The organism is Myxococcus virescens (assembly GCF_900101905.1).
GTDB classification, from domain to species: Bacteria; Myxococcota; Myxococcia; order Myxococcales; family Myxococcaceae; genus Myxococcus; species Myxococcus virescens.
In genome coordinates, this window is record NZ_FNAJ01000003.1 from 139,186 (window position 1) to 165,583 (window position 26,398).

Here is a 26,398-nt window from a genome sequence, read left to right on the forward strand (position 1 = left end):
ACCACCTACCGCTGGTGATTCCTAGCCTCCGGAACCAAAGGATCCGAAATCCGCCACGATGAGGTTGATGCCGGAGAATTCCAGCCCCAGCTCTCGCCGCAGCGTCACCACCCCCTCTACCCGCCAGCAGTCGCATGCAGGCCCATACGAGAGGCCGAATGTCTGCTGAGCAAGAGGGCGATTTTCTTGAGTTACTAGATCCTGGTAAAGCGGTTGCACAATTGCTTCGTACCGCACTCCCAGCCCAAATCCGAGCTTCAAACGCGTACCCGCGATGAGGGCTTGAGCCCGTTCGGCCGGAGGGAAGCCGGGCTCTACTCGGGATATCCCGCCTACCAAGGTATCCAGCGAGCGGCGGAGCACATCGGGTCCCACGGAACGGGGATCCGCGCCGCGGTTGAGCGCATCTCCGCCGCTCCACAGCAGGTCATCGAAGCGCGCGTACACGGCGTGCCCCTTGCCGTTGTCGACATTCACCTCCGCGGAGAGCCCGGAGATGCGGCCCGCGTTGGGGTCGTAGCGAACGGTGCCCGCGGCCGTGAAGATTCCGGCGGTGGCGCTGAGGCGGGCGAAGGTGTCGCGCAGCACGGGCCCCGGGTCGTCCACCTTCCCCGCCGCGGGCACGTGTCGGGTGAGGTCGAAGCCCTGTCCGATGCGCAGGCGCAGCGGTTCGCGGATGTCGTTGCCGCGCTTGAAGCGCAGCGTCTGGTCCACGGCGAGCACCGCGTGGAGGAAGCCCCGGGTGCGGCCGTCGCTCTGGAACGGCACCGCGGCGTCCACTTCGTCATAGGGGCGGGCCAGGTCCTCCCCGGAGGCCCCGGCCGAGGGAAGCCGGCCCCACCCGCCCGGCACGTAGCGCAGCTCCAGCGAAGGGGTGATGGCATGGCGGAAGCTCGTCTCACGTCCCTCGAAGACGCGCGCCACCTGGCTTTCGAGCAGCAGCCCGGCGATGGGGTACCCCCGCTGCCACGTCCGGCCCGACACCTCGCCCAGCCACACGTCCTGGCGCATGCCCAGGGAGGGCGACACGCGCATCAGACTGCCCAGAGCGAAGGACGTCGACAGGCGGGGGAAGAAGTCCACGCGGTCGCGGGCTTCGCGGTCGTTCGAATTGAAGATGCCATCGGACTGCGTGGTGTCCGCGGGAAACGGCCACCCGGCAGAGCCGAACGGGACATAGAACCCGTCGGCCCGGAAGATGCCGTCGATGCCCTCGTCGCCGTACCCGCCTCGCAGGGGCGCGAGCCGCAGGTACTGCACCGACAGGCCCCCCATGATTCCGCCCAGCACGGGCCGCTCGGGCAGGGCCAGGGTGATGGCCGGCAAGCGCTGGAACGTGGTGGGGCCCTTCAGGTCCGGGCGCGAAGGGTCCGTGGCCGCCGGGATGCGGTTGTCCTGGAAGAAGCGATACCCCCACCGGATGTCCTGGCGCAGCGCCACGTCGAGGCCCGCATAGAGGTCGTCCTGGCGCTTGAACACCGTGCCCGTGCTGCGCAGGTAGGTGAACTCGCGGGTGACGAGGTCCGCCGTGAGGTCGCGGGTGTAGTTGCCGTCCGAGACGAACGAGGCGTCGACCCGGTTGTGCCACCCTCCCCCCATGTCCTGGGTGTGTTGCCAGGACGCCTCGCCCCGGAGTCCTCGCCGCTCGTCGACGAACTCAGGCGAGGCGACACCGCCCTCCGTCCGCCGGTAGAACACGAAGCTGCGCGGATCCCGGATGGGCCGGAGGTCGTAGAGGAATCCCAACGTCGCCCGTCCCCGGGTCCGCTCGCTGGGCGCATAACGGAACTCGGTGAGCAGGCGCGGCCCCTTCACGCCCAGGTAGCGCGGCTCCCGGACCTGCTCGGTGGCGCCGGGAACGGTATGCAGTTCGTAGCCGCCGCTGAAGTACCCCGGCGTGAGCGTCACGTCGTAGCTCTGCCCCAGCGTGATGAAGAGGGGCTGCTCCAGGGAGAAGCCATTGAGCGAGGAGAAGGTGGGCTTGGGCAGCAGCAGACCGGTGCGCCGCTGAGACAGCGGCATGTAGAGCCACGGCAGCGCGAACACAGGCACGGACTTCACGTACACCACGGGCAGCGTCATCGTGGCGCGCTCGCCCAGGACGACGGTGGCCGACGACGCCTCCATGCGCCAGCCGGGCTCACCCGGGCTGCAGTTGCACGGCGTGAAGGCCAGGTCCTCCACGAGGAAGGTGTTCTCCCCCGTCCGGCGGATGCGCGAGCCGCTCATGAGGAGGGGCGTCTCTCCCATGGCCCGCAGCTCCTGGGGCGTCTTCGCCGTGAACAGGGCCTCCTGGGTGACGCCCTGCTTCTGCATGAAGAGGCCGCCCTCGAGGTTCGCCTCGTAGGTGCGCACATCCATCTTCGCGGTGTCGGCGACCGCGGCCAGGCCGCTGGGGCCCACGAACATCACGCTGCCCGAGGCGGTGACGAGCTGGTTCACCTCGTCGTACGTCACCTCGTCGGCGCGAAGCTGCATCGTCTCCGTGCGCAGCACGGCGTTGCCGCGCGCGGTGACGACCTTCGTGTCCGCTTCGTAGACGACCAGGTCCGCGGCCAGCTGCGCCGTCTCACCGTTGGGCAGAGCCAACGGGGTGGCGAGTGGCACCTGCGAGGTGGAGACCAGCAGCGCGGCGGCGAGCGGAACGAGGAAGCTCATTCAGGGGTGCAGGGTATGCCGCGCCCAGGCCGAGCGGCCCGCCCTTTTCACCGGCCTGTGCGCTGGAAGTCCAATGAAATGACGTTGCCCTCCTGGCGGGCCTGGAACGGCACGGACTGCCGGAGCTGGATGGTGATGCGCACATCCCGCCCGGACGCGCTCGGGTCCACCCGGAGCACCGGCGTCGCGAAGTAGGATGTGTCCAGCGGCAGCGTGTTGTTGCTGGCGTCCACGCGGGTGTTCTCCAGCTCCAGCACCACGGAGCGGCCCCGCTCCGACACGGAGTAGCTGACCGGCTCGTTGGTGCGGATGAACACGCGCGAGGCCCCCGACTGCTGCTGGAACCCCACCAGCGTCAGCGTCTTGCGACGCGAGGACACCGAGGCCTCCGAGCTGCTCGGCCGGGAGGGCTCCACCGCCTGATTCTGGCGGCTCTCCCGAGACGCACGGGCCTCGGCCTGACGCTGACGGCGCTCCTCGGCGGCGGCCTCCTGCTGGGCCCGGCGCTCCTCCGCCGCGGCCTGCGCGGCGGCACGACGCTCCTCGGCGGCGGACTGCTGAGCGGCCTTCCGCTGCTCGGCCTCGGCCCGGGCCGCGGCCTTGCGCCGCTCCTGCTCCTCGGCGGCGGCCTGCTGCCGGGCTTGGCGCTCGTCGGCGGCGGCCTGCGCGGACGCGCGCGCGGCCTCCTCCTGGCGACGCTTCTCCTCCGCCGCGGCTTGAGCGGACGCCTTCGCCGACTCTTCCTGGCGCCGCTTCTCGTCGGCGGCGGCCTGCGCCGAGGCACGCGAAGCCTCCTCCTGGCGCTTGCGCTCCGCCTCGGCCCGAGCCTGCTCCTCCTGCTGGCGCTGAGCGGCGGCCCGAGCCTCGTCCTGACGCCTCGCCTCGGCCTCCGCGTCACGCTTCGCGGCGGCGGCGGCTTCGGCGGAAGCCCGCTCCTGGGCCTCACGCTCGGCGCGCGCCGCGGCGGCGGCCTCCGCGGCGGCCTTCTCCTGGGCCTGACGCTCCGCCGCGGCGGCAGCGGCGGCCTCCGCGGCGCTGCTTCCCGCCTGGGGCTGCGCGGTACCCGGCGCCTGCGCCACGGCTTGACCTCCGCCGCCCGCGACGCGGACGACGAGCTGGTTGCCCTGGGCCTGGATGTCCGCCTCCACCTCGCGCTCGTAGCCGATGAGCACGCGCGCGATGGATGACGCCTCGGAGCCATAGCTGGCGGTGCGGATGGCCGTCACCGTGCCATTGCCCACCTCGATCTCCTCGGGCACGTCGGAGAAGACGGCCTCGGAGATGTCGATGACGAGCCGAGGCGGGTCCGTCATGGTGAACGTGGTGAAGTTGGCCTTCTGCGAGCCGGAGATGGTCACCGTCCCACCGTTCACCTGCACCGCGGTGATGGTGTTCAGGTTCGTGGCCGGCGCCTGCGCGAGCGCCACGAAGGGCACGAGCACCACACCGAGCAGCCACGCGGCAAACGGCTTCATCGACCACACCCCTTCACGTTGACAGAAGAGCGTAGAGGCTATCACGCGTCAGCGTGCCTCCAACTTTCCATCCTGACGCGTCTAGCGGAGCCGCGGAAGGCTCGGCGAGCGATACCGGTGGGTCCGCGCGTACTCGATGAGGTTCTTGATGTCGTAGCAAATCTGCCGGATGTCATGCCCCATCGTCAGTTCGATGTGGCTATTGCCCTTCACCGGACGCCAGAGCAGATACTCACTCTTGGCGGCGCGATACACGCTGCGCGTCGACTCCAGCGAGGCCAGCGGGTCCAGGTCCCCGAAGATGATGGCCATGGGCACCTCGATGCGACCGAAGCCCCGCTTGAAGTCGAAGCCGGTGCGGTAGCAGACCATCTCTCCCCGGCGAATCCACCGCGCGAACTGCTCCAGCACCCGGCGCGGCTCCCGCTCTCCACCTTCGCGGAGCAACCAGCGGATGTCATCCGCGCTCACCCGCTCCGGATTGATGAGACGGTTCAATCGCGTGGTGAGCTGTTGATACAGCGGCGAGTCCTCGGCCTTCGCGAGCTGGCGCTCCAGCGACTTGAGGATGATGTCCACCGGCACCGCGTCGAAGCGCAGCGTCCGCCGCGCGCGCGGCGACAGCCGGCGTCCCAGGCCCTTGTTCAACACGCCCACGCCCCGCGCGAGCAACGAGCGCCCCGCCCCCTCCACCTTGCCGCCCACGTTGAGGCTGGCGAGCGTCAGGTCAATCAGCCCGGCCAGCATGGGCGCGCCGTGCGCCAGCAGGCGCAGCAGCATGAAGCCGCGTCCCAGGTCCGCCGGGGAGCCGATGGTGATGAGGCCTTCGAAGTCATTGTGGATGCCGGCGTAGCCGTAGCCCAGCATCCCGCCCATGGAGTGGCCGCAGTAGAAGATGCGCTCGCGCCGGGTGATGCGCTTCACGCCGGAGACGGCCGCTGGCAGGTCGTAGAGGAAGTAACTGTCGATATCCCAGCCGTAGTCGAGGTCCGGCGGCAGGGGGCGCTTGAAGCGCTCGGCGCGCTCCTTCTGGAACGCGATGGAACTCTTGCCGTGGCCACGCAGCTCCAGGATGTGGATGTCCACCCCGAAGAAGAGCAGGTTCTTGACGAACTGCCCGCTGGTCCAGGTGTGCCGGTTCTGTGAGAAACCGTGCACCAGCAGCAGGGGCTCACCAAACAACGGTTGCGGAAAAGGCTGCTTCACAGGACGGTAGCGGGTGATGACCAGCGACCAGCCGTCCGCCGTCTCCACGACGTACTTCGTCTTCGAGTAAAGCGCCCTGAAATCGACTTCGTCGATGGAGGGGATGGGTGGCCCCGATGTCGCGGCGGCTCTCCAGTCCGGCAGGCGCATGTCTTGAATCTACGGCGGCTGATGCATCGCGCCAAGGTTTCGATACATGCGAGCCTTCATCATCCCGACAAGGAACAGTGAACCTGTACAAAGGACGAGGTCGTTCGCGGCTGCCCGCTTGCGCGCCGCGGCAAGGGCCGCGTCCGCATCCGGCCAGGCAGTCACGTCCGCGCACAGCGCGCGCGCCTCTGCCAGGTAGGCCTCGGGAGCCAGCGAGCGAGGCGTCTCCAAAGGCGTGAGCTGCACCGAGGCACACTCGGGCAACAGCGCTCGCATCATCGGTCCCCGGTCCTTGTCCCCCACCACGCCGAAGACGAGGTGGAGGCGACGCCCCGGGTAGAGGTCCTTCAGCGACGCGAGCAGCACCTCCACGCCCGCCGGGTTGTGTGCGCCGTCCAGCAGGAGGATGGGCTGCTGCCCCACCTCCTCCAGCCGCCCCGGCCAGCACGCCGACGCCAGGCCCGCACGCGCGGCCTCGGGCGGCACGGTGACGCCGCGCTCCTGCAAGGCCTCCAGGCAGGCGAGCGCCACCGCCGCGTTCTGCCGCTGATGGGGCCCCCGCAGCGCGACGGACAGCCCATCCAGGGACCAGGTCGCCCCGCGGTACGACAGGCCGCCATCTGGCTGACGCTCGCCCGTGAAGTCACGCCCCTCCAGCCGCACAGGGGCCCCGACCTGCTCGGCCTTGCGGAGGATGGCGTCCAAGGCCTCGGGGGCCTGCCGCGCGACGACACACGGCACGCCCGGCTTGAGGATGCCCGCCTTCTCGCCGGCGATGGCCGCCAGCGTGTCGCCCAGGTACTCCATGTGGTCGAAGGACACGGGGGTAATCGCCGTCACCACCGGGCTGGCGGCGGTGGTGGCATCCAGCCGGCCGCCCAGGCCCGTCTCCAGCACGGCCACATCCACGCGCACCTGGGCGAAGTGCCACAGGGCGACGATGGTGCCGAACTCGAAGTACGTCATGGGAGAGGACACGGCGCTGGGGTAGCGCTCCAACACCTCCAGGATGCGCAGGCCGAAGTCCGCGTCGGAGATGTCCTCGCTGTCCACGCGGATGCGCTCGTTGACGCGCACCAGATGCGGAGACGTGTAGAGCCCCACGCGGTGCCCGGCGGCATGGAGCGACGCCGCCGTCATGGCACACGTGCTGCCCTTCCCGTTCGTCCCGGCGACGTGGAGCGCCGGATACCGCCGCTCCGGGTGGCCCAACGCGGCCAGGGCCTCCTGCACGCGCTCCAATCCCAGCTTGATTCCAGAGGGGTTGAGCTTCGTGAAGAAGGCCAGCGCCTCCTCCGGTGTCCGCGGCGCGCTCAGCCCAGCAACCCCAGGATCTGGCCCAGCTTCGCGCGCAGGTCCTTGCGGTGGACGATGGCGTCGATCATCCCATGGTCCAGCAGGAACTCGGAGCGCTGGAAGCCCTCCGGCAGCTTCTGGCGGATGGTCTGCTCGATGACGCGCGGACCGGCGAACCCGATGAGGGCCTTGGGCTCGGCGAGGATGACATCGCCCAGCCACGAGAAGGACGCGGCGACGCCGCCCGTGGTGGGGTTGAGCAGCACGGAGATGTACGGCCGCGTGCCGGTGCGGAAGCGGGCGATGGCCGCCGACGTCTTGGCCATCTGCATGAGGGAGAAGATGCCCTCCTGCATGCGCGCGCCGCCCGACGCGGAGAAGACGATGGCGGAGCACTTCAGCTCGTGCGCGCGCTCGAAGACGCGGGCCACCTTCTCGCCCACGACCGAGCCCATGGAGCCGCCCATGAACTCGAAGACGAAGCAGCCCACCGACACCTGGTGGCCCTGGATGCGGCCCACGCCGGAGATGAAGGCATCCGGCTCGCCCAGGTTCTTCCGGGTGGACTTCAGGCGGTCCTTGTACTTCTTCGAGTCACTGAACCCGAGCGGGTCCTGCGGCTCCAGCTCCTTGTCGAACTCCTCGAAGCTGTCGGGGTCCAGCAGCGCCGCCAGCCGCGCGCGAGCCGCCCAGTAGTGGTGGTGCTCGCAGTGCGGACACACCATCCAGTTCTTCTCCAACTCCTGGCGGTAGATGATTTCGTCGCACGTCTCGCACTTCGCCCAGAGACCCTCCATGCGGGACGGGCGGGGCTCGGCTTGCGGTTCGGTGTCGACGGCGATGCGCGGCTTCTTCGAGAACCAGGCCATGGGGTGGGCGGGGTTAATCCGGCCGCTTTCGGCCGTCAACCCTTCCGTATGGCGCGACGCGTCTACAGCTCGAAGGTATCGCCCAGCTCCAGCACTTCCACCGGCAGCTCGGCCAGCTCCTTCTTGAGCTGCGACACGAAGGCGGGCTTGAGGTGATACAGCAGCACCGAGGCACCGTTGCGCTCGAACTTCTGGAGTTCCAGGCTCAGCGTGTGCGGCGTGAGGTGGCCGGAGATGTCGGCCAGCGACTGGAGCTTGTTGGGGAAGGACGTCTCCAGCAGCAGCGCCTTGAGGTTCTTCGTCTCGTTCAGCGCCTTCCACAGCTTGTCCGTGGGGCCGGTGTCGCCGCTCATCGCCAGGGCGCTCTTGCCGTTGGAGATGATGAAGCCGCACGACTCCACGGGGTGGCTCACCGGCACGCTTCGCACGGTGTAGGGGCCCACCTGGAAGCTGCTGCCCGCCCGGAACGTCTTGATCTGCAGCACGGGCTTGCGCTTCGTCGGGATGCGGGTGAAGTCCGGCCAGAGCGCGTTGTTGAACATGTTGTCGCGCAGGGCCCGGGCGCACTCGCGCGAGGCGTAGATGGTGACCGGGGTGTCGCGCCGGCCGATGACCAGGTCCGCCATCAGCGGCAGGTCCTTCACATGGTCGAAGTGGCTGTGCCCCACCAGGACGTGGTCCACGCGGCACAGCTCATCCAGCGACAACGTCCCCGTGAGCGCCCCCGCATCGAGCGCCAGCACGTCATCGACGAGGAAGCAGGTGCTCTTGCAGTTGGGTAGCTCGCCGCCGTGGCAGCCGAGGACTCGCAGCTTCACGCTAGAGGTCTCCGAACTTCCACTTCATCTCCAGGTATTGGAGGAAGTCGTGCAGCCTGGCCGTGTCCGGCACGGTCATCCGGTCCCCGTTCCGCTCGACCAGGCCGGAACGCTCCAGCCGGTCCACCACGGCGCGGACCGCGGGCTCACCCACACCAATCTGGCGCGGCAGCTCCCGCACTGAGAAGTCGATCTCCACACCCTCGTCCAGGGGACGGCCCCGGCTCTGGCAGGCCTGGATGATCTGGTGCACCACCCGGCTGGCCGGGTCGTTGTGCAGCAGGTTCTCGATCTGGGCGTCCGCCTCGGAGAGGCGTTCGGCCAGCTTCTTGATCATCCGGACGGCGATCTCCGCATTGCCGCGGATCATCCCCTCGAACGTCTTGGGGTCGATGACCAGCAGCCTCGCGTCCTCGTTGACCGTGGCCGAGGCATTGCGCGGCTTGTTGGAGATGATGGCCATCTCCCCGAAGAACTCACCGGGGCCCAGGACGGCGAGGACCTTCTCGACGTCACGGACCCGCTTGGAGATGGCCACCCGTCCTGCCTGGATGACGAACATCTCCTTGCCGGCTTCTCCCTCGCGGAAGAGCTCGGTGCCCTGGGGGAACTCCTTGCCGAAACGTTGAAAGAGGGTTTCCTCGGCGCCCATCCTGCAAAGGAGTCAATCAGCCCACACTCGCCCGGTCAAATTCCCTTTTCTGTGCGCGCCGGTGGGACAGCCGCCACGCCACGCGAGACACCGGCGCGGGGGCCGGGTAGAAGGCCGCCCGTGGGAACGACCTACAAGCAGTCCGGAGTAGACATCGAGGCCGGCGACGCGTTCGTCGAGCGCATCAAGCCCCATGCCGCGCGCACCATGCGCCCTGAAGTCATGGGCGGAGTGGGCGGATTCGGCGGTCTGTTCGCCCTGCCGCCAGGCAAGTACCAGCAGCCGGTGCTGGTGGCCGGCACGGACGGCGTGGGCACCAAGCTGAAGGTGGCCTTCGCCGCTGGACGCCATGGGACGGTGGGCATCGACCTGGTGGCCATGTCGGTGAACGACATCCTCACCTGCGGCGCCGAGCCCCTCTTCTTCCTCGACTATTTCGCCACCGGGCGCCTGGAGGTCGACGACGCCGCCGAGGTGGTGAAGGGCATCGCCCTGGGCTGCGAGCAGGCCGGGTGCGCGCTGCTCGGCGGCGAGACGGCGGAGATGCCGGGCTTCTACGCGCGCGGCGAATACGACCTCGCGGGCTTCTGCGTGGGCGTGGTGGAGCGCGCGGCCATCATCGACGGCAAGAGCGTGCAGCCGGGTGACGCGCTCATCGGACTCCCCTCCTCTGGCCTGCACAGCAACGGCTATTCGCTGGCGCGCAAGGTGCTGCTGGACGACGGAAAGCTGGCCCTGGACGCGACGCCCGAGGGCCTGGACCGGCCGCTCGTGGACGCGCTGCTGGAGCCCACGCGCATCTACGTGAAGGACGTGCTGGCGCTGCTCCAGGCGGTGAAGGTGAAGGGCCTGGCGCACATCACCGGCAGCGGCATCCCGGGCAACCTGCCCCGCTGCCTGCCGGACGGCACGCGCGCGGTGCTGAGCGAGAAGACCTGGCCCAAGCCGCCCATCTTCGACCTCATCGCGAAACTGGGGAGCGTGGCCCGCGACGAGATGTTCAACACGTTCAACATGGGCCTGGGGCTCATCCTCGTCGTGGCGAAGGAAGACGTCGCCCAGGCGCTGAGCGTGCTGAGCGGCCGGGGCGTGCAGGCCTTCGAGGTCGGCCGCGTAGAAGCGGGCCAGGGCGAGGCCACGGCGGTCATCGACCCATGAGCGGCCAGCGGGTCCGCCTGGGCGTGCTCGTGTCCGGCAGCGGGAGCAACCTCCAGGCGCTGCTGGACGCCTGTGCGCGCGAGGACTTTCCCGCCGAGGTGGCCTGCGTGGTGTCCAACGTCTCCACCGCGTTCGCGCTGGAGCGGGCGCGCAAGGCCGGCGTGACGGCCAAGGTGGTGGACCACAAGGCCCACGCGACGAAGGCGGACTTCGAGAAGGCCCTGCTGGACACGCTGCGCGCGGCGAACGTGGAGTGGGTGTGCCTGGCGGGGTTCATGCGCTTGTTGAGCGCGGACTTCCTGGGCCACTACGCGGGGCGGGTGCTGAACATCCACCCGTCGCTGCTGCCCGCCTTCCCGGGCCTGCATGCGCAGCGACAGGCGCTGGAGCGAGGCGTGAAGGTGGCCGGGTGCACGGTGCACTTCGTGGACGCGGGCACCGACACGGGGCCCATCATCGCGCAGGTGGCCGTGCCGGTGCTGCCGGATGACGACGAGAAGGCCCTGAGCGCGCGAATCCTCGCGGAGGAGCACCGGCTCTACCCGCTGGCCGTGCGGCTCGCCGTCACGGGCAAGGTGACGCTGGACGCGGCCCGCACGCGCGTGGAGGCGCGGGCCACGGTGGGCGAGCTGGCGCTTCGCAACCCCGGCGCGACGGTCGACCCGGCGTGAGTGGACCAAAGACGTTCGACCCGGAGTCGGAGTTCCCCAGCGCCGCACCAGGGAATGACGGCGACGTTCAGCCCCTGGAGGCCGCATTGGGGCTGACCAACGACGGGGTGTTCTCCGACGAGCAACAGTCCACCGGGCCCCTGGGCGGCCCTGCGGCCCCACGAGACGAGCAAGGCTCCACCGCCCTGCCCTCGCAGGCGGAACGAGTCACCGCGATCCAGGAAGCTCGCGTGGTGCTGGTCAGCGCTTGCCTGCTGGGCGAGGCGTGTCGGTACGACGGCCGCTCCCAGCGCTCCGAGCGCGTCCTCGCGGCGCTGGCGGACAAGGACGTCATCCCCGTGTGCCCGGAAGTGGCCTCGGGCTTGCCCGTGCCGCGCCCTCCCGTCGACCTACGAGGAGGCACGGGTGTGGACGTCTGGGCTGGGCGCGCAGTCGCAGTGGAGCGCGCCGCGGGCACTGACCGGACGGAGGCCTTCCAACAGGGCGCCCGGCTCGCGCTCGAAGCGGCACAACGCTTCGGCGCGACGGTGGCGCTGCTGAAGGAGAAGAGCCCGTCGTGCGGCAGCCAGCGCGTCTACGAGTCCGGCCAGCTCCGCGCGGGCGAAGGCATCACCACGGCGCTACTCCGCGCGAAGGGCGTCACCGTCCTCAGCGACGAGGACCTCTAGCAACAGTCCCTACCCGCGCGCCGGCACCTTCCACGTGTCGTGAGGCAGCGGCGCGAAGAGCGCCTCCACCATGTCTTCGGTGACTTCCGCCAGCGTGGAGGGCCGCCAGTGCGGCTTGTTGTCCTTGTCCACGAGCACCGCGCGGATGCCCTCACGGAAGTCCGGGCGCGCCGTCATCGACTGACTGAGCCGGTACTCCACGTTGGCCATCTCGTCGTAGTCGCGGGTGCGCCCCATCCGGAGCTGGCGCAGCGTCACCTTCAAGCTGGCCGGGCACCTGTGAAGCAACGTGGCCCACGTCTCCTGGGCCCACGGCGTGCCCTCCAGCTCCAGCGCCTGCTGGATGTCGTCCACGCGCTCGGCCGCGAAGCACCGGTCGATGGCCGCGCGCTGCACACCCAGTGGCGACGTGCCCGCGTCCGCGTGGAAGCCGCCCAGCACCGTGTCCACCACCGTGCTCGCCGCGCCGGTGCCCCAGGGCGCCCCCACCAACGCGTCCAGTACCGCCTCCAGCCTCGCGGACTCCACGTGGTGCGTGGCGTAGCCCAGCCACATCGCGTCCGCCGCGCCGCACCGGGCCCCCGTGAGGCCCAGGTACGTGCCCGACTCACCCGGGAAGCGCGGTAGGAACCAGCCGCCGCCCACATCCGGGAAGAGCCCGATGGCCGTCTCCGGCATGGCCAGCACCAGCTTCTCGGTGACGACCCGGTGGGTGCCGTGAATCGACAGGCCCAGCCCGCCGCCCATGCAGACCCCGTCCACCAGCGCGAGGAACGGCTTGCCGAAATAGTGGATGCGGTGGTTCAGCCCGTACTCGGCGCGGAAGAACTCTCGCGACAGCCGCTCCTTCTCGTCGACAGACGCGTCCCCTACCGACAGCGCCACCGCGCGTACGTCTCCGCCCGCGCAGAAGGCTCGGCCGCCAGCACCCCGGATGACCACGGCCTGGATGGACGGATCCGCCGCCCAGGCGTCGAGCGCCGGGTGCAGCTTGCGGCACATGCCCAGGGTCAGCGCGTTCAGGGCCTTGGGCCGGTTCAGGGTCACCACGCCTACCGCGCCACGCGTCTCGAGCAGAAGGTCGTCCATCATGGCGCCGGGGGATATCAGGCGAGCAGCCCCTTGGGTGGATTCATTGGCCCACCGCGGGGACAGACGCGCTATGGGGAACGCATGACCTCCGCACTGGCGCCCCTGCGTGCCGTCGTCTTCGACATGGACGGCACCCTCGTCGACAACATGCAGTTCCACAACGAGGCCTGGGTCTCGTTCGCCCAGAAGCTGGGTTTGCCGCTGACCGCGAACGACTTCCAGAGCCGCTTCGCCGGCAGGAAGAACGAGGAGATCATCCCCGAGCTGCTCGGCCGCCCGGTGGCCCCGGATGAAGTGGAGCGCATCGCCGAGGAGAAGGAGAACCACTACCGGACCCTGTACCGGCCGCACCTGAAGCTGCACCGGGGCGCGGCGGCCTTCATCCAGCGCTTGAAGGAGGCCCACGTCCCGGCGGCCATCGCCACCGCGGCGCCCCAGGGCAACCGCGAGCTGGTGCTGGACGGGCTCGGCCTCCGTCCCCTCTTCGCGAGCATCGTCGGTGCCGAACAGGTGACGCGCGGCAAGCCCGCCCCGGACATCTTCCTGGCGGCCGCCAAGGCGCTGGGCGTGGCCCCCACCGAGTGCCTCGCCTTCGAGGACGCCGTCCTGGGCATCATGTCCGCCCGCGAAGCCGGCATGACGGTGGTGGGATTGACCACCGCCGCGCCGGAAGCCGACCTCCGCGAGGCCGGCGCGCACTGGGTGGTCCAGGACTTCACCCAGCTGCCCCCTGCGCTGGAGCAGCGCCTCTTCAGCGCCCAGGCCCGCTGATCCGCCCTCCGCGGGCGCGCCGTGGTGAAAAGGGCGCCAGCGGCGAGCACGTTGTGTAGTGTTGCCCGCCTCATGGCGACGTCCTCTGCCAAGCTCAAGCTTCCCGCCGGGCCGTCCCGGCATGTCTACGACGTCATCGTGCTCGGCAGTCAGCTGGGCGGTGCGCTCGCGGCGGCCCTCCTGGCGAAGCGCAACCACCGCGTCCTGCTGGTGGAGCACGACGGCATGGGGCCCGGTTACGAGCACGGCGGCTATGTGCTCCCCTACGCCCCCTTCGTCGCTCCGCCGCTCAAGGCCATGCCCGCGGTGGAGGAGGCCCTCACGGAGCTGGGCCTCAACGCCAACGTCCAGCGCACGCTGCGGCCCCACGCGCCGGAACTGCAGCTCCTCATGCCTCGCAGCCGCCTGGACCTCCATGGCGATGCCGCCCGCCGCAAGGCCGAGGTGACACGCGAGCTGGGCGAGGAAGGCGAATCCCTGCTGGGCGCCCTGGTCGGCGCCGCCGCGCAGCACGAAGCCAGTGATGCCTTCTTCAAGGCGGGCCCCGCCCTGCCTCCGGACGGCTTCTTCGAGGGCTGGGGTCTGAAGAAGCTCATCCGGGCCCATCCCGGCCTGGAGACGCCGCCCCGGCTCACGGGAGACAGCGCTTCGGTGTCCCTGGTGCGGGGGCTGCTGCCCTTCGTCACCCACCTGGACCGTCCAGAGGCGCCCCTAGCGCTGACTCGGGCCATGTCCCAGGTGCTGTCGGCGCCTTCCTACTTCCCCGGGGGCCATGAGGGCCTGCGCGAGCTGCTCGCCCGCCGCGTGGCGGAGCTGGGCGGAGACGTGCTCGGGCGCGACAACCCGACGGGCTTCATCGTGGAGGAGCTGGCCTTCGACGGCAGCAAGTTCGCGGGCATGAAGCTGATGCGCTCGGACACCATGTACCGTGCGTCCTGCCTGGTGGCGGCCACGGACGCGGGCGCGCTGCGGCGGCTGGTGACGGACAAGAAGCACCACCGCGGCCTGCTGGAGCACCTGGACCAGTCCAACACCAAGGCGCTGCTCTTCACCGTGAACTGGGTGGTGCCGGAGTCGGCGCTGCCCCGCGGCATGGGCGAACTGGCCCTGCTGGACACGGGCGACGCGGAGCTGGGCCCCGTGCTGATCCAGGTCCACCCCGCGCGCGCGGCCCCGGTGCACGGCGGCAAGGAGGCCAAGGCGACGGAAGGGCTGCGCGTGGTGTGCGCGGGCGCCTTCGTCCCGGCCTCGGCGCGGGACCTGGGCGAGGAGCACCTCCAGGGCCTGGCGACGCGCATCGACGAGCACCTGGACGCGCTGATGCCCTTCACCGCCCAGCACCGCGTGCTGCGCTCGGCCCCCTACCTGGACGCCGGCGGAGTCCGTGGCAGCCGGCTGATGCCGCACCCCTTGTTCAGCTTCGAGTCGGAAGCCGTCCTGGGCGTCACGGGTTTGACTCAGCGCACGCCGGCCAAGAACATCCTGCTCGCCAACCGCGAAGTCCTCCCCGGGTTGGGGTTGGAAGGCGAGCTGCTCGCGGGCATCCGGGCCGCACGGCTGGTGCAGGATATGTTGAAGAAGAAGGATCCGCTCAAGGGCTGATCCTGGATCTAAGGCTGGATTTCCAGGCCGTTATCTGGCAGGTTCCGCCGCTCTTTTAATCGGCAGGCGTCCAACGCCCCAGTTTTCAAGGAGTTAGAGGTCATGGCGTGGAAGTGTGACTTGTGTGGCAAGCGTCCGCTGGTGGGTAACAACGTCAGCCACGCGAACAACAAGACCAAGAAGCGGACCCTGCCGAATCTCCAGAAGATCCGGGCCAGCGTTCAGGGCAGCACCCAGCGCGTTCTCGCGTGCACCCGCTGCATCAAGGCGGGCAAGGTGACGAAGGCCGCTTGAGGTCCTCTCGCTCGAGGGAGGGCATGACGCGCGTCTCACCACCGCGACTGCCCCCCACGAGCGGTTTCATTCCGTGCGGACGCCGCATCCCTGCTTGGTTGTCGAGCAGCGCGGTGGTTCGCCGGTGGCATGACGTATTGGCCGCCATTCGTGCGGTTCGTGCCGTATTCCTCTTCAGGGAAGCGGTGTGAGCCGTCGCGGATGCCTTGCGGGCGCGCATCCTGGCGAGCCTGCCTCGAGCCCGTGGCCTCACCCCCAGCACTGAACCTCGCGGACCTGGGGTGAATGTCTCGCCGTCAACTGGCGCGAGGTGTCCAGTCGTTCTAGGTAAGCTGACACCGTGAGCAGCGTCAATCTGATGGCCCGTGAAGTGGCCGCGAAAATCGTTTTCTACGGACCGGGCCTCTCCGGGAAGACGACCTCGCTGAGGAAGATCTACGAGACTGTCCGCCCCGCACACCGCGGCGAGATGATGTCCATCGCCACGGAGGGAGACCGGACGCTCTTCTTCGACTTCCTTCCCGTGAAGGTGGAGCGCGTGGGCGACTGCTCCGTGCGACTGGCGCTCTACACCGTGCCGGGCCAGGTCTTCTACAACGCCACCCGCAAGCTGGTGCTCCAGGGCGCCGACGGCGTGGTCTTCGTGGCGGACTCGCAGCCGGAGGCCATGGACGCCAACCGCGAGTCCCTGGCCAACCTGGAGGAGAACCTCTTCGAGCACGGCATCCGCCTGGACCGCTTCCCCCTGGTGATGCAGTGGAACAAGCGGGACCTGGACGGCGTGCTGCCGGTGGAGGTGCTCCGCAAGGAGCTCAACCCCCGAGGCGTCCCGGAGCTGGAGACGTCCGCCGCCAATGGCCGCGGGGTGCTCGACACGCTCAAGGCCATCACCCGGCTGGTCATCAAGGACCTGCGCGCCAAGCGCATCGTCCCGCCGCCCCGCCCCACCGCGAGCGCACAGCCCGCGGGCCTGGAGGCCCAGCTCACCCAGCACCTGCAGCACCGGCAGCAGCCCGGCGCCGCCGCGTCCCAGCCGGTGCAGGGTGGCGGCCCAGTGCCTCGCGTGGCCCCGGTGGCCGTCATGCCGCCTCCGCGCGTGGAGCCGACGCCCATCCCCGCGCCCCAGCCCGGACCGAAGCTGCTGGGCGCCGCCAGCGCCCTGGCGCCGGGCGACATGTTCGACCATGCCCGCGCCGCCGAGGCCGCGTTCATGACGGGGGACTACGCCACCTGCGTCACCGCCTGCACCGACGCCATCCGGCGCGCGCTGGCCTTCGCGGGCGAGGGCTCCCTGGGGCAGCAGGCCTTCCTGCTCCGCGTGGACGGCGCCGACCTGCTCCGGCTCCAGGGGCTGGCCACGCAGCAGCACCTGCGCGTGGATGACGCCGCCTTCTCCCTGTACGTGATGATGCAGGTCTTCATCCGCCTCAACGCGGTGGGCCTGCCCAACGGGGAGTAGCCTCCGCCCCGCTCAGCGCGGGAAGACGAGCTGCAGCAGCCCCATGCGCTGCAGCTTCGCCAGCGTCTTCAGCGTCTCCAGCTCTCGCGCTGGACTGGCCAGCACCAGCGTGGACACGTCCCAGGTGCCATTCACCAGCCCGGCAATCTGCCGCTCCTCGGGCTTGAGCAGCGCCTGCCCCTGCGGGTCGTGAATCATGAGGGGCACCATCAGGGGCGGCATGTCCGAGTAGAGCGCCGCCACGTGCTCGCGCTGCACCAGCCGGGCGAATTCGCGCACGCGCCGGTCCGCCGGGTCGCTGGCCAGCAAGGACGCGCAGACGATGCCCGCGGCGTCGTACTGGCCCTCACGCATCAGCACCGCGCCCTTCTCCAACATCTCCGCCACCGGATCCGCCTCCACCTGCGGCGCCCCGTCCACCTCCACCAGCTTCGACCGCAGCAGCTCGTGCACGCGCCGGGTCACCGAGGAGCGGGACACGCCCATGGACAGGCGCAGCCGTCCCAGGTTCTGCGGCGACGTGCACAGCCCCAGGATGATCCGGTGCATCAGGGGCTGGCTCGGGCTCGGCGGCGCCAGCGCGCGCACGCTGAGCGCGTCGATGGGCAGCGCCTTGTCCACGTCGGGCTGCTCGTCCACCCACCGGAGCGACTCGAAGAGCAGCTCGCGGATGCCCATGTCGGACGGCACCCAGTCCTCACCGGAGCGGTCCGCGTCCTCCGTCCAGTGGAAGGTGCCGCGGCCGGCGATGGTCAGGTCCGTCATCGCGGCGAACAGCTCCTCGCGGCCCAGGTCCCGAATCCACCGCGCCTGGATGCCGTGGATGTCGAACGCGGCGTCCACGTCCGGCGTGCGCGCCAGCTCGTCGAAGCCCGCCAGCACCTTCGTCCCCGACGCCAGCTTGGACAGCGTGAGCAGCCGCGCCACGCGTCCGCGAAGTCCTTCGGCCGCGGTGGCACCCACCTGGCCGGAGAGAAGGAAGAGCTTGCGCTCGCCGGCCTCCCAGGAGAGCTGGAGCGTCCCCGTCTTGCGGGAGCTGTCCAGCCATTGAAGGAACTCGGGAAGCGGATAACTGAAGAGGTCGCCGTGGAGGGCCATGCGTGTCGGATTCGAGGATACAGTCCCCAGCCGTGCGCGTCGCGCTCCTGTTCATCGATGGTGTGGGGATTGGCCGGAAGGACCCGGCCGTGAATCCGCTCGCCCACCGGGAACACCTGCTATCCCACTTCGAGGACGCCCCCAGCCCGCCCCTCCCCTACGGAGGCCGCTGCATCCCCACGGACACCACCTTCGGCGTCCCCGGCCGGCCCCAGTCCGCGTCCAATCAGACGGCCATCCTGACGGGAGACCCGGCCCCCGCGCTGCTGGGCCGCCACGTCCTCGGCTACCCCAATGCGCCGCTGCGGGGGTTGATGGCGGACCGCTCCATCATCCGGCGGCTGGGCGCGGCGGGCCGCACCGCCACCTTCGCCAACGCCTATCCCGCCCCCTACCTGGACGCGCTGGAGGTCCCCCGCCGGCCCAGCACCTCCCCGCCGGAGTTCGTCCTGTCCCCGGAGTCGCGCCGCAAGGCGAAGCCCTCCGCCTCCAAGCTGGCCTTCGCCGCGGGGGGCATCCCCCTGCGGACGCTGGATGACGCCCGCGCCGGGGACGGGCTCACCCACGACATCACCGGCGCCAGCGCCCGTGCCTACGGACTGCCCGCGCCGGAGCGCACGCCCGAGGAAGCCGCCGCCGTGTTCTGGGACATTGCGTCAGCCGCGGACTTCACCTTCTTCGAGCACTACCTGGCGGACGAGGCCGGCCACGCCCAGGACTGGACGGCCGCCCTGGCCGCGCTGGACGCGTTCGACGCCTTCACCCGCGCGTTGGTGGCCACGCGCCCCGCCGACGCCCGGGTGCTGGTCTGCAGCGACCACGGCAATGTGGAAGACCTCTCCACTCGGGGACACACGCTTCACCCCGTGCCCGTGCTCTACTTCGGCCCGCCCGCGCCCGAGGTGGAGTCCTTCTCCACCGTGGCCGATGTCGGACGTGCGGTGGTTCGCTGGTTGGGTGCGGAGTGAGTGAGGAGTCACCAGCAACGAAGGGCCGTCGCGGCAGTCCCGGCTGGGCAGCGGTGCTGCTCGGCCTGAGTCTGCTCACCGGCTGCTACGCCTCCCAGAGCGCCCGCGTGCTCGTCAGCAAGGGCGCCGGCGCCGGCATCGACGTCGAATACCAACCGCGCGACGCTGAAGCGGCCGTGCAGGTGAAGCTCGCCGTCGAACGCGCCATTCCCCGTCTCCAGCGCTGGGGCACCTTCGACGACACCGTCACCATCGTCGTTCACCCCAACCACGCAGCGCTGGAGCGCGCCGCCAATCGCCCGGGGCATGACTTCCTCCGCGCCTGGGCGCGCTACGAGCAAATCGAGCTGCAGAGCCCTCGAACCTGGACGGCCCGAGGCGCCAGCCAGGGCCAGGTGGACGAACTGCTGCTGCATGAGCTCACCCACAGCCTGATGTACCAGGTGGCCTCGGACCGGCTCGGCTGGACACGCAAGCGGATTCCCCTCTGGTTCCGCGAAGGCATGGCCTCCTACACCGCCGAACAGGGCTACCGCGTCTCCAGCCTGGACGACCTGGAGCATTACTGGCGCCAGCACCCCAACGCCGACCCCTTGTCGCAAGCCGAAGCGCTCTACCAGTCCGAGAGCGGCGTCGTGTATGGCGCCGCCCACCACGCCTTCACCTTCCTGGCGCGCCGCTATGGCGAGGACACCATCCGGAAGGTGCTGCGCGGCATGAGCCAGGGCCCGGACTTCGACAGCGCCTTCCTGCGTGCCGTGGGCGTCACCCAGGAGAGCTTCCTCCAGGACTTCCGCCGGTACGTGCGCCTGCGCGGCTTCAAGGGCGCCAGGCAGCTCCACCCGGCGCGCCCCCGGCCTGCGAGCCCCATGCCTGTCGCGCCCTCACCTGCCCCTCAGTAAGGCGCGACTGGGCCACGGAGGCGCGCGGCTACGGCTTCGCCGCCGGGGACTCCAGCGCCGCCGGGCTGGTGAGAATCGGCGGGCGGTCCTTCCCCTCCATGGTGCGCTGGAGCTCCAGCTCCTGCAGCAGCATGGCCGGCGCCACGGTGGACACCGGGACGTTGCCACTCTCCGCGCCGCAGAAGCCGTTGAAGACGCCGGACTTCTGCCCCGAGGCGAGGATGCGGTTCACCGCCGACAGCGGCGTGCCCACGATTTCCACGCCGCGCACCAGCGTCTCCTTCCCCGTCTTCACATCCACCCGGTACACCATGCGCGGCACGCCCTTGAAGGCCTGGTAGCCGTAGCCGGACGTGTTGGTGTTGCCCCCGGTGATGTCGCGGATGATGAGGCCAAACGGCTTGCCCTGACGCTTCGCCTCGGCAATCAGACGCTTCTTCAGCTCCGCGTCGCTCACGCCGTTCGTGCTCTCCACCATCAGGTTCGCCATGCGCGCCACCGGCTTCAGGTTGCCCTGGCTGCGGCCGTGGCCGTTCGACTGGAGGAATCCCTCCACCGGACGGCGTCCCTGGAGGTAGTTGCGCAGCACGCCCTTCTCCACCAGCGTCACCCGCTGGCCGCGCACGCCCTCCTCGTCGAAGAGGTAGTAGCCGTTGAGCGGCTCGTTCTGGAGCACGCGCCGCGTCGGGTCGTCGTGGATGGAGATGAACGACGGCAGCACCTGCTTGCCCACCTGGCCCTTGAACGTCTTGCCCTCGTTGTCACCTTCCTGCCGGTCTCCCTCCAGCCGGTGCCCCACCGCTTCGTGGAAGAGCACCCCGGCCGCTTCCGGCGCGAGGATGGCGGGCCCCGTGTACGGGTCGATGGCGGGCGCCGCGCGCAGGGCCAGCAGCTCCCGGATGACGTCATCCGCCGCCTTGTTCAGGCGCGCCACGTCCGGCAGCCCCGCTTCGGTGGGCACATAGAAGTTGCGCGAGTTGTCCAGCAGCTGCCCGTCCGGCGCCCGGGTGACGGCGGAGACATGCAGGCCGTACAGCGTCTCCTCGGTGATGATGCGGCTGCCTTCCGAGGACACGAACAGCCGCGTCACCTTGTCCTTGGTGACGCGCACCTCCGAGTCGAACAGCTCCGGGTGCGCGTTGAAGCGCGCCGACACGTCGCGGGCCACCTTCACCCAGCGCTCGCGGTCGAACGGAGCCTCCACCGGCGGATCCACGTGCTTCACCGGCTTCTCGCGCGTGAAGGACGGCGGACGCTTCGGGTCCTCCACCGCGTAGACGTCCTCGCCCTTCTTCTTCAGGTACTGGAACAGCGCGGACTTGTACTTCTCGTCGGTGATGAGCCACAGCGAGGTGCGCAGCGCCAACGGCGAGTCGTCCAGCGGGCCTTCCTTGCGCGACACGTAGCTGGTGCCCTTGGTCGAGAAGCTGAACTCCAGCCCCTCCGCCACCGAGCTGTCGAAGTCGTAGTCACCGACGCGCACGTCGACGTACAGCTTCCGCTCACGGTAGCCGTCATCCATGAACAGCGCCCCATAGCGCGCGGAAATCGCGTGCTGCTCGTAGTCCTTGAGCTGGTAGCTCATGAAATACGGGGGTTCGTGGTTCTGCATCTTCAGTTGCTGGTGGTTGCGCGCCAGCTCAGCGGACATCGCCTCGAGCAGCTTCACGCGCGCATCCGGCACGGGCGCCGCCGCCGTCAGCAGCGCCGAGAGTGCCAGCAGGGGAAACACGGTTCGAAGGAGGGATTGCACGGCCCCGACACTAGCCCATCCCTTCCACGTTACGAGCAGCTCCACGCTCACGGATGCCGCGAAGGCGGAATCCGTGAACGAGGGGCCCCCCGCCCGGAGGGTCGGTTTCCGGGCGGGCGGCGAATGACTGTCAGGCCTTCGTCACTTTCTCACGACCCTTGCTGACGCCCTTGGTGGCGTTGCGCGTGTCGACGACGACCTTCGCGCGGTCCACCAACATGGCGTAGTCGATGTCCGAGTGGTCCGTGAGGATGAGGACCGCGTCGTACTGGCCCAGCGTCTCCGGCTTCAGCGGCACGGACTTCAGCTCCATGTTGAAGCCGTGGCCCTTGTGCAGCTCGGGGACGTACGGGTCGTGGTACGACAGCTCCGCGCCCTTCTCCGCCAGCAGCGTCATGACGCGCAGCGAAGGGCTCTCACGCATGTCGTCGATGTCCTTCTTGTACGCCGCACCCAGGCAGAGGACCTTCGCGCCGTTGAGCGTCTGCTTGTTCTTGTTCAGCGCCTCCATCGTGCGCTGCACCACGTAGTACGGCATCTGCCAGTTCACCTCGCCGGCCAGCTCGATGAACTTGGTGTGGAACTCGTACTCGCGCGCCTTCCACGTCAGGTAGAACGGGTCGATGGGGATGCAATGCCCACCGAGGCCCGGGCCCGGGTAGAAGGGCATGTAGCCGAAGGGCTTGGTGCTCGCGGCCTGGATGGCCTCCCACACGTCCACGCCCATGCGGTCGCAGAGCATCTTCATCTCGTTGACCATGGCGATGTTGACGCAGCGGAAGATGTTCTCCAGCAGCTTGGTCAGCTCCGCCACGCGGGTGGAGGACACCGGCACCACTTCCTTCAGCGCGCTGCCGTAGAGGGCCGCGGCCACCTCGGAGCACTCGGGCGAGTAGCCACCGACAATCTTCGGAATCGTCTTGGTGTTGAAGCTCTTGTTGCCCGGGTCCTCGCGCTCGGGGCTGAAGGCCAGGTAGAAGTCCTTGCCGGCCTTGAGGCCGTTCTTCTCCAGCAGCGGCTTGAGCACCTCCTCCGTCGTCCCCGGGTACGTGGTGGACTCCAGGATGAAGAGCTGTCCAGGACGCACGTGCGGCGCGAGCGCCTCACCCGTCTGGATGATGTAGCTCATGTCCGGCTCACGCGACGCGGTGAGCGGCGTGGGCACGCAGATGATGACGCAGTCCATGTCCTTCGCCTTGGCGAAGTCCGTGGTGGCCTTCAGCTTGCCCGACTTGCTCAGCTCCGCCAGCGGAGCGCCGGGGATGTGCTTGATGTAGCTCTCCCCCTTCTCGATTTTGTCGATCTTCCGCTTGTCGACGTCGAGCCCCATGACGGGGAAGCCCGCCTCCGCGAACGCCATCCCCAGCGGAAGACCGACATAGCCAAGCCCGACCACACCCACCCTCGCGTCCCGCTTCTTGATGCGATCCAGAAGCGGGCTGCTCACCATCACCCTCATCGTCCTCACCTCTCCTGATGCGACGTGCCGTTAAGACGGTCACGCCCCGACCCGACACTCAGCGGAAAACGACCACCCACCTCAACCACGCCGGAGGCGCCACCTGCCCCCGGAACTCCACCGCCAGCGACGGCACCACCCGCCCGTACCCTGGCGAATACTTCGACGGCACCAACCGCGCCGTCAGTCCCTTCTCCAGCACCACCCAGGCGAGCGGGGCCCCTTCCGGCCCCAGCTCCACCACGAGCGGCTCGAACGACACCGGCTCCTCCATCACACGACCCGCGCGTGACAGGACCTGCACTTGAGGCGACACCACTCGCGCCTGTTCATCTGGCAGATGGAATCTGCCCACCACGTCATGCCGGCCCGTGCCCACGAAGCGATCACGTCCGGCCAGAGCGCGCTCGCCCCGGTCCAGCCGGAACGTGCGCTCGATTCCCACGGGCGCGGGCAGCCGGCGGTAGCCGTCATGCCGCACCAACAGCCTGTCCACCGACTTCCCCGGCAGGAAGGCCACCACCCGCGCCCGTGCCTCCTCCGGCAGCGCGAACAACCGCGCCGAATCCAGGGGTGCCTGCTCCGCGCCATCCACCTGCACCGTGTTGTGCGCGGCCGTTCCGCGGAACCAGTTCCGCAACGCGGGATCCCGCGTATAGGTGCCGGTGCCCGGATCCACGATGACGGGACGCCCGTCGACGTGGAGCTCGAAAGAGAGTTTGTCGTTGTGGCTGTGTCCCCCGACCCCGCCTTGTCCCTGCTTGCCGGCGCTGACAGTGATAACGACACCCGCGCCGCGCAAGATGTGAAAGCCACCCTCCGGAAAGCTCACCGACACGGGCTCCGGCGCGGGCGTGAGCGCGGCGAAACGCGCCTGCCCGGCGCGCCCCAGCAGCCACGCGGCCTCGTCCACGAACTCGCCGCCGCCCAGGCCCGCATCGCCGAAGAGCGCCGCGCCCAGGCCCACCAGATAGCCGTGCGCGTTGTCCTCGCGATCACGCAGCGGGAAGACGCGGCCGGAATCGTTGTCGCCAATCTGTGGCGCCAGGCCCTGCTCGGAACACCACGCGCGCACGGCGTGGAACATGCGACGCAGCCGGGACTCGTACTTGGGCCCCAGTGGCACCCCCGCGCCGCGCGCGGCGAGGTACGCCAACGTGAACAGCTCCACGGACAGGCGATGATAGGGAATGGAGCCCTCGAAGGACGTGCCCTCGAGGTGCACCTGCTTCTCCATCTGTTCGCGCAGCCCCCCCACCGCCAGCGACACCTGCTGCGGCGCGCCCGGCAGCTCCGGGAAGAGCAGGCCCACCACCAACAGGCCCACGTAGTTGGAGACCAGGTGGTTGTTGGGCACCGCGCCGCGATCCTCCAGGTGGGCCTCCACCCAGGCGGAGTGCTCGGCCAGCGCGCTCAGCGCCGGCACCAGGAAGTCCGGCCGGGCCACCGCGGGCGCGGCGGAGAACATGGCCAGCGCCTGCGCCAGGTTCGCGGCGCGCAGCGCCACCTCCATGGCGCACGTCCAGTGCACGCCCTGCCCCACGGGATTCGCCTGGAGGAAGTCCAACACCTGCGCCACGAAGGCATCCGCCAGCCGCGCGCGCACGTCAGCGGCCGTCTCCACCCAGTAGCCCTGGCCCAGCGCCACGACGCTGTCGAGCCGGCCCATCACCCACGGGTACTTCGGGTCGCTCCCCGTCACGGCGAGCGACAGGCGCTCCACGGGCTCCACCGGATAGCGGTGACCACTCACCGGATCCAGGGACCAGTCCACGGGGCGGCCCTCGCCGAAAACCACCGGGGTGCCGAAGACGTCCCACTCCTGGCGAAGCGCGGCCTGGGCACGGGCCCTCGCGCGCTCCAGGCCGCCGGGCACCGAGGCGAGCGCCTCCAGCACCGACGCGCGCTGAGAGACTTCACACCAGATGCGTGAGCTGCGCTGGCCCAGCGCCAGCTCCACCAGCTCCACGCCATCCGTCGCGCCGTAGCACTCGAGGAGCTGCACCTCGTCCGCGCGCTCGCGCCGACGATAGAGTGCCTGCCGCGCCACACCTTGGACACGCCGCACAGCGCTGCGCGCCAGTCCGCCTGGTGCAAGTCGAGCGATCGCCGCGTAGTAATCGAGAGTCCCCATTCGCCCCTTCCGCCACCCGTGACGGATGCCGTTAGCAAGTGCCTGGCCAGGAGCTATTTCTTAGGAGTTGAGCGGGGTTGCGCGGCGCCTCCGTACCCCCTGACGGTAAAAAGTGGGGGGCTCACACGCCCTGAAGGGAAAAGGATTTCCGATTCGCGGGCGTCCGGCGCCCTCCCTGGGCAGTGTTGCGGCGCGCGCGTGGCGTGCCCATACCTTCCCGCGTGCTGGCAGGTGCTTGGACGGGGTGGCGCATCGGCAACGCGTCCGATGCAGGGGTGGAACAGGCGCTCGCGGAGGTTGCCGAGCGTGCCTTCCGCTGTGGTGCTCGTGCGGGATTGGAGTCCCTGGTACGCGAGGCCCAGCGGATGACGGGCGCTTCCGGAGCGGCTTTCTATGACGGACGCGTCTGTGTCGCGGCGACAGGGGTCGTCACGGCCACGCGTGCCCGGGGAAGGATGCGTCGTCGGCCGGCCCTGGTGGTGTGGCCCGAACGGCCCACCGGCCGGGATGCCCGGGTGCTCGCGCGCATGTCAGCGTTCGGCACCGTGCTGCTCGCGGCGCATGCCCGGGAGTCGGACGCGGCGGCGCGGCACGTGCAACTGCTGAAGACGCAGCGGCGATTGGAACGGCGGGTGGTGAACCAGGAGCACCGGCGCTCCCGGGCGTCACACGACCTCAGGACACCATTGATGGTCATCAAGGGATACGTGGACATGATGCTGAAGGGAACGGCGGGCGGGCTGACGGCCCCCATCCAGCGCTACCTGGAGCGGCTGCGCCGCTCGGCGGACGACCAGAGCGCCATCATCGAGCGCCGGCTGGCGAAGGTGCAGGACGAGGGCGTGGAGGACCTGCGCCCCCTGCTGCGCACCGCCTTCATCCCCGCCGCGCGCGGCCAGCGCATCGTGGACACGACGATGACGCTCCCGGACCGGCCCGTGGCCATTCCGGGCGCCCGCGATGACGTGGAGCTGCTGGTGCGCGCGCTGGCCCGCGCGGTGGCGGCGTCGGGCGCGCCCACGGCGGTGCGCGTGGAAGCCGCGGGGGACGCGGGCGTGTGGCAGCTGCGCGTCAACATCCGCGGCGGCAAGGCGCTGCCGGAGAAGACGGTCATGCTGCTGCGGCACCTGACGCAGCGGCTGCGGGGTGGCCTCTCGTTGCCGGAGGAGACCGGCAATGGCTGGGTGGTCCACCTGCCGGTGGATGACACCGTGCCCGTGGCGCCTCGCGAGTCGTGAGGCGCGG

At 69.6% G+C, this 26,398-nt stretch carries 22 protein-coding genes; 10 read left to right on the top strand and 12 right to left on the bottom strand.

Translation table 11 applies throughout. From position 1 onward, the window contains the following. Nucleotides 1-21 precede the first annotated feature (21 nt). From BLU09_RS10905 to BLU09_RS10935, 7 genes are all read right to left on the bottom strand, one after another. Nucleotides 22-2,658, bottom strand: coding sequence for an LPS-assembly protein LptD (locus BLU09_RS10905; protein ID WP_090489018.1), 2,637 nt, complete (start codon nucleotides 2,656-2,658; stop codon nucleotides 22-24). 47 nt (nucleotides 2,659-2,705) lie between these two features. Then, nucleotides 2,706-4,133 carry an AMIN domain-containing protein gene (locus BLU09_RS10910; protein WP_167371069.1) on the bottom strand — a complete coding sequence of 476 codons (1,428 nt, stop codon included), beginning with the start codon at nucleotides 4,131-4,133 and terminating at the stop codon, nucleotides 2,706-2,708. 81 nt (nucleotides 4,134-4,214) lie between these two features. Next, the gene (locus tag BLU09_RS10915; RefSeq protein ID WP_090489020.1) at nucleotides 4,215-5,489 is read right to left on the bottom strand and encodes an alpha/beta hydrolase; all 1,275 of its coding nucleotides are present in this window, start codon (nucleotides 5,487-5,489) and stop codon (nucleotides 4,215-4,217) included. A gap of 9 nt (nucleotides 5,490-5,498) precedes the next feature. Next, a complete protein-coding gene (locus BLU09_RS10920) occupies nucleotides 5,499-6,731 on the bottom strand; it encodes a bifunctional folylpolyglutamate synthase/dihydrofolate synthase (RefSeq protein WP_090489021.1) in 1,233 nt (410 codons plus the stop codon). Between the two features lie 71 nt (nucleotides 6,732-6,802). Further along, nucleotides 6,803-7,654, bottom strand: a complete 852-nt coding sequence (accD, locus tag BLU09_RS10925) for an acetyl-CoA carboxylase, carboxyltransferase subunit beta (protein ID WP_090489023.1) — start codon at nucleotides 7,652-7,654, stop codon at nucleotides 6,803-6,805. Between the two features lie 62 nt (nucleotides 7,655-7,716). Beyond that, on the bottom strand, nucleotides 7,717-8,472 hold the full coding sequence (locus BLU09_RS10930; protein ID WP_011552771.1) for an MBL fold metallo-hydrolase: 756 nt from the start codon (nucleotides 8,470-8,472) through the stop codon (nucleotides 7,717-7,719). 1 nt (nucleotide 8,473) lies between these two features. Further along, on the bottom strand, nucleotides 8,474-9,124 hold the full coding sequence (locus BLU09_RS10935) for a Crp/Fnr family transcriptional regulator (RefSeq protein WP_090489024.1): 651 nt from the start codon (nucleotides 9,122-9,124) through the stop codon (nucleotides 8,474-8,476). Between the two features lie 120 nt (nucleotides 9,125-9,244). On the opposite strand from BLU09_RS10935, the gene purM reads away from it, so the two are divergent. Genes purM through BLU09_RS10950 form a run of 3 tightly spaced genes read left to right on the top strand, consistent with a single transcriptional unit; the run spans nucleotide 9,245 to nucleotide 11,621 of the window. Beyond that, the gene (purM, locus tag BLU09_RS10940; RefSeq protein WP_090489026.1) at nucleotides 9,245-10,282 is read left to right on the top strand and encodes a phosphoribosylformylglycinamidine cyclo-ligase; all 1,038 of its coding nucleotides are present in this window, start codon (nucleotides 9,245-9,247) and stop codon (nucleotides 10,280-10,282) included. Beyond that, on the top strand, nucleotides 10,279-10,953 hold the full coding sequence (gene purN / locus BLU09_RS10945; RefSeq protein WP_090489028.1) for a phosphoribosylglycinamide formyltransferase: 675 nt from the start codon (nucleotides 10,279-10,281) through the stop codon (nucleotides 10,951-10,953). The genes purM and purN overlap by 4 nt, the downstream gene beginning before the upstream one ends. After that, nucleotides 10,950-11,621, top strand: a complete 672-nt coding sequence (locus tag BLU09_RS10950) for a 2-thiouracil desulfurase family protein (RefSeq protein ID WP_244171619.1) — start codon at nucleotides 10,950-10,952, stop codon at nucleotides 11,619-11,621. The genes purN and BLU09_RS10950 overlap by 4 nt, the downstream gene beginning before the upstream one ends. Before the next feature lie 9 nt (nucleotides 11,622-11,630). On the opposite strand, the gene BLU09_RS10955 is transcribed toward BLU09_RS10950, so the two are convergent. After that, nucleotides 11,631-12,713, bottom strand: a complete 1,083-nt coding sequence (locus BLU09_RS10955; RefSeq protein WP_090489030.1) for an enoyl-CoA hydratase/isomerase family protein — start codon at nucleotides 12,711-12,713, stop codon at nucleotides 11,631-11,633. 81 nt (nucleotides 12,714-12,794) lie between these two features. Between BLU09_RS10955 and BLU09_RS10960 the strand changes: the two genes are divergently transcribed. The 4 genes from BLU09_RS10960 to BLU09_RS10975 all read left to right on the top strand — a co-directional run bounded on the left by BLU09_RS10960 (nucleotide 12,795) and on the right by BLU09_RS10975 (nucleotide 16,839). Then, nucleotides 12,795-13,484 (top strand): HAD family hydrolase, encoded by a 690-nt coding sequence (locus BLU09_RS10960; protein WP_090489031.1) that lies wholly within the window; start codon nucleotides 12,795-12,797, stop codon nucleotides 13,482-13,484. Nucleotides 13,485-13,556: 72 nt separating this feature from the next. Beyond that, nucleotides 13,557-15,086 carry an NAD(P)-binding protein gene (locus BLU09_RS10965; RefSeq protein WP_090489033.1) on the top strand — a complete coding sequence of 510 codons (1,530 nt, stop codon included), beginning with the start codon at nucleotides 13,557-13,559 and terminating at the stop codon, nucleotides 15,084-15,086. A 102-nt stretch (nucleotides 15,087-15,188) separates the two neighbouring features. Then, nucleotides 15,189-15,380 (top strand): 50S ribosomal protein L28, encoded by a 192-nt coding sequence (gene rpmB, locus BLU09_RS10970; protein ID WP_011552763.1) that lies wholly within the window; start codon nucleotides 15,189-15,191, stop codon nucleotides 15,378-15,380. 340 nt (nucleotides 15,381-15,720) lie between these two features. Beyond that, nucleotides 15,721-16,839, top strand: a complete 1,119-nt coding sequence (locus BLU09_RS10975) for a GTP-binding protein (RefSeq protein WP_090489035.1) — start codon at nucleotides 15,721-15,723, stop codon at nucleotides 16,837-16,839. Between the two features lie 12 nt (nucleotides 16,840-16,851). Here the strand turns inward: BLU09_RS10975 and BLU09_RS10980 are convergent, their stop codons facing one another. Continuing rightward, nucleotides 16,852-17,937, bottom strand: a complete 1,086-nt coding sequence (locus BLU09_RS10980; RefSeq protein ID WP_011552761.1) for a DUF4388 domain-containing protein — start codon at nucleotides 17,935-17,937, stop codon at nucleotides 16,852-16,854. A gap of 32 nt (nucleotides 17,938-17,969) precedes the next feature. Between BLU09_RS10980 and BLU09_RS10985 the strand changes: the two genes are divergently transcribed. Both BLU09_RS10985 and BLU09_RS10990 read left to right on the top strand, forming a co-directional pair. Further along, nucleotides 17,970-18,905 (top strand): metalloenzyme, encoded by a 936-nt coding sequence (locus BLU09_RS10985; RefSeq protein WP_090489037.1) that lies wholly within the window; start codon nucleotides 17,970-17,972, stop codon nucleotides 18,903-18,905. Further along, complete coding sequence (locus BLU09_RS10990; RefSeq protein ID WP_090489039.1) at nucleotides 18,902-19,807, top strand: gluzincin family metallopeptidase; 906 nt, start codon at nucleotides 18,902-18,904, stop codon at nucleotides 19,805-19,807. Before BLU09_RS10985 ends, BLU09_RS10990 begins: the two co-directional genes overlap by 4 nt. 28 nt (nucleotides 19,808-19,835) lie before the next feature. Here BLU09_RS10990 and BLU09_RS10995 read toward each other — a convergent pair whose 3' ends face one another. The 3 genes from BLU09_RS10995 to BLU09_RS11005 form a co-directional block, all read right to left on the bottom strand. Then, nucleotides 19,836-21,560, bottom strand: a complete 1,725-nt coding sequence (locus BLU09_RS10995; protein WP_244171620.1) for a TldD/PmbA family protein — start codon at nucleotides 21,558-21,560, stop codon at nucleotides 19,836-19,838. A 130-nt stretch (nucleotides 21,561-21,690) separates the two neighbouring features. Then, a complete protein-coding gene (locus tag BLU09_RS11000; protein ID WP_090489043.1) occupies nucleotides 21,691-23,010 on the bottom strand; it encodes a nucleotide sugar dehydrogenase in 1,320 nt (439 codons plus the stop codon). A 67-nt stretch (nucleotides 23,011-23,077) separates the two neighbouring features. Next, entirely contained in the window at nucleotides 23,078-25,069 is a 1,992-nt protein-coding gene (locus BLU09_RS11005) for an alginate lyase family protein (protein WP_090489045.1), read from the bottom strand. Between the two features lie 539 nt (nucleotides 25,070-25,608). Between BLU09_RS11005 and BLU09_RS11010 the strand changes: the two genes are divergently transcribed. Beyond that, the gene (locus BLU09_RS11010; RefSeq protein ID WP_244171621.1) at nucleotides 25,609-26,391 is read left to right on the top strand and encodes a histidine kinase dimerization/phospho-acceptor domain-containing protein; all 783 of its coding nucleotides are present in this window, start codon (nucleotides 25,609-25,611) and stop codon (nucleotides 26,389-26,391) included. Nucleotides 26,392-26,398: the final 7 nt, after the last annotated feature.

What these genes read in the sequence shown, in the direction of transcription:
- BLU09_RS10905 (WP_090489018.1), bottom strand. Translation starts at nt 2,658, where the DNA reads ATGAGCTTCCTCGTTCCGCTCGCCGCCGCGCTGCTGGTCTCCACCTCG.
- BLU09_RS10910 (WP_167371069.1), bottom strand. Translation starts at nt 4,133, where the DNA reads ATGAAGCCGTTTGCCGCGTGGCTGCTCGGTGTGGTGCTCGTGCCCTTC.
- BLU09_RS10915 (WP_090489020.1), bottom strand. Translation starts at nt 5,489, where the DNA reads ATGCGCCTGCCGGACTGGAGAGCCGCCGCGACATCGGGGCCACCCATC.
- accD (WP_090489023.1), bottom strand. Translation starts at nt 7,654, where the DNA reads ATGGCCTGGTTCTCGAAGAAGCCGCGCATCGCCGTCGACACCGAACCG.
- BLU09_RS10935 (WP_090489024.1), bottom strand. Translation starts at nt 9,124, where the DNA reads ATGGGCGCCGAGGAAACCCTCTTTCAACGTTTCGGCAAGGAGTTCCCC.
- purN (WP_090489028.1), top strand. Translation starts at nt 10,279, where the DNA reads ATGAGCGGCCAGCGGGTCCGCCTGGGCGTGCTCGTGTCCGGCAGCGGG.
- BLU09_RS10955 (WP_090489030.1), bottom strand. Translation starts at nt 12,713, where the DNA reads ATGATGGACGACCTTCTGCTCGAGACGCGTGGCGCGGTAGGCGTGGTG.
- BLU09_RS10960 (WP_090489031.1), top strand. Translation starts at nt 12,795, where the DNA reads ATGACCTCCGCACTGGCGCCCCTGCGTGCCGTCGTCTTCGACATGGAC.
- BLU09_RS10965 (WP_090489033.1), top strand. Translation starts at nt 13,557, where the DNA reads ATGGCGACGTCCTCTGCCAAGCTCAAGCTTCCCGCCGGGCCGTCCCGG.
- rpmB (WP_011552763.1), top strand. Translation starts at nt 15,189, where the DNA reads ATGGCGTGGAAGTGTGACTTGTGTGGCAAGCGTCCGCTGGTGGGTAAC.
- BLU09_RS10980 (WP_011552761.1), bottom strand. Translation starts at nt 17,937, where the DNA reads ATGGCCCTCCACGGCGACCTCTTCAGTTATCCGCTTCCCGAGTTCCTT.
- BLU09_RS11000 (WP_090489043.1), bottom strand. Translation starts at nt 23,010, where the DNA reads ATGGTGAGCAGCCCGCTTCTGGATCGCATCAAGAAGCGGGACGCGAGG.
- BLU09_RS11010 (WP_244171621.1), top strand. Translation starts at nt 25,609, where the DNA reads ATGCGTCGTCGGCCGGCCCTGGTGGTGTGGCCCGAACGGCCCACCGGC.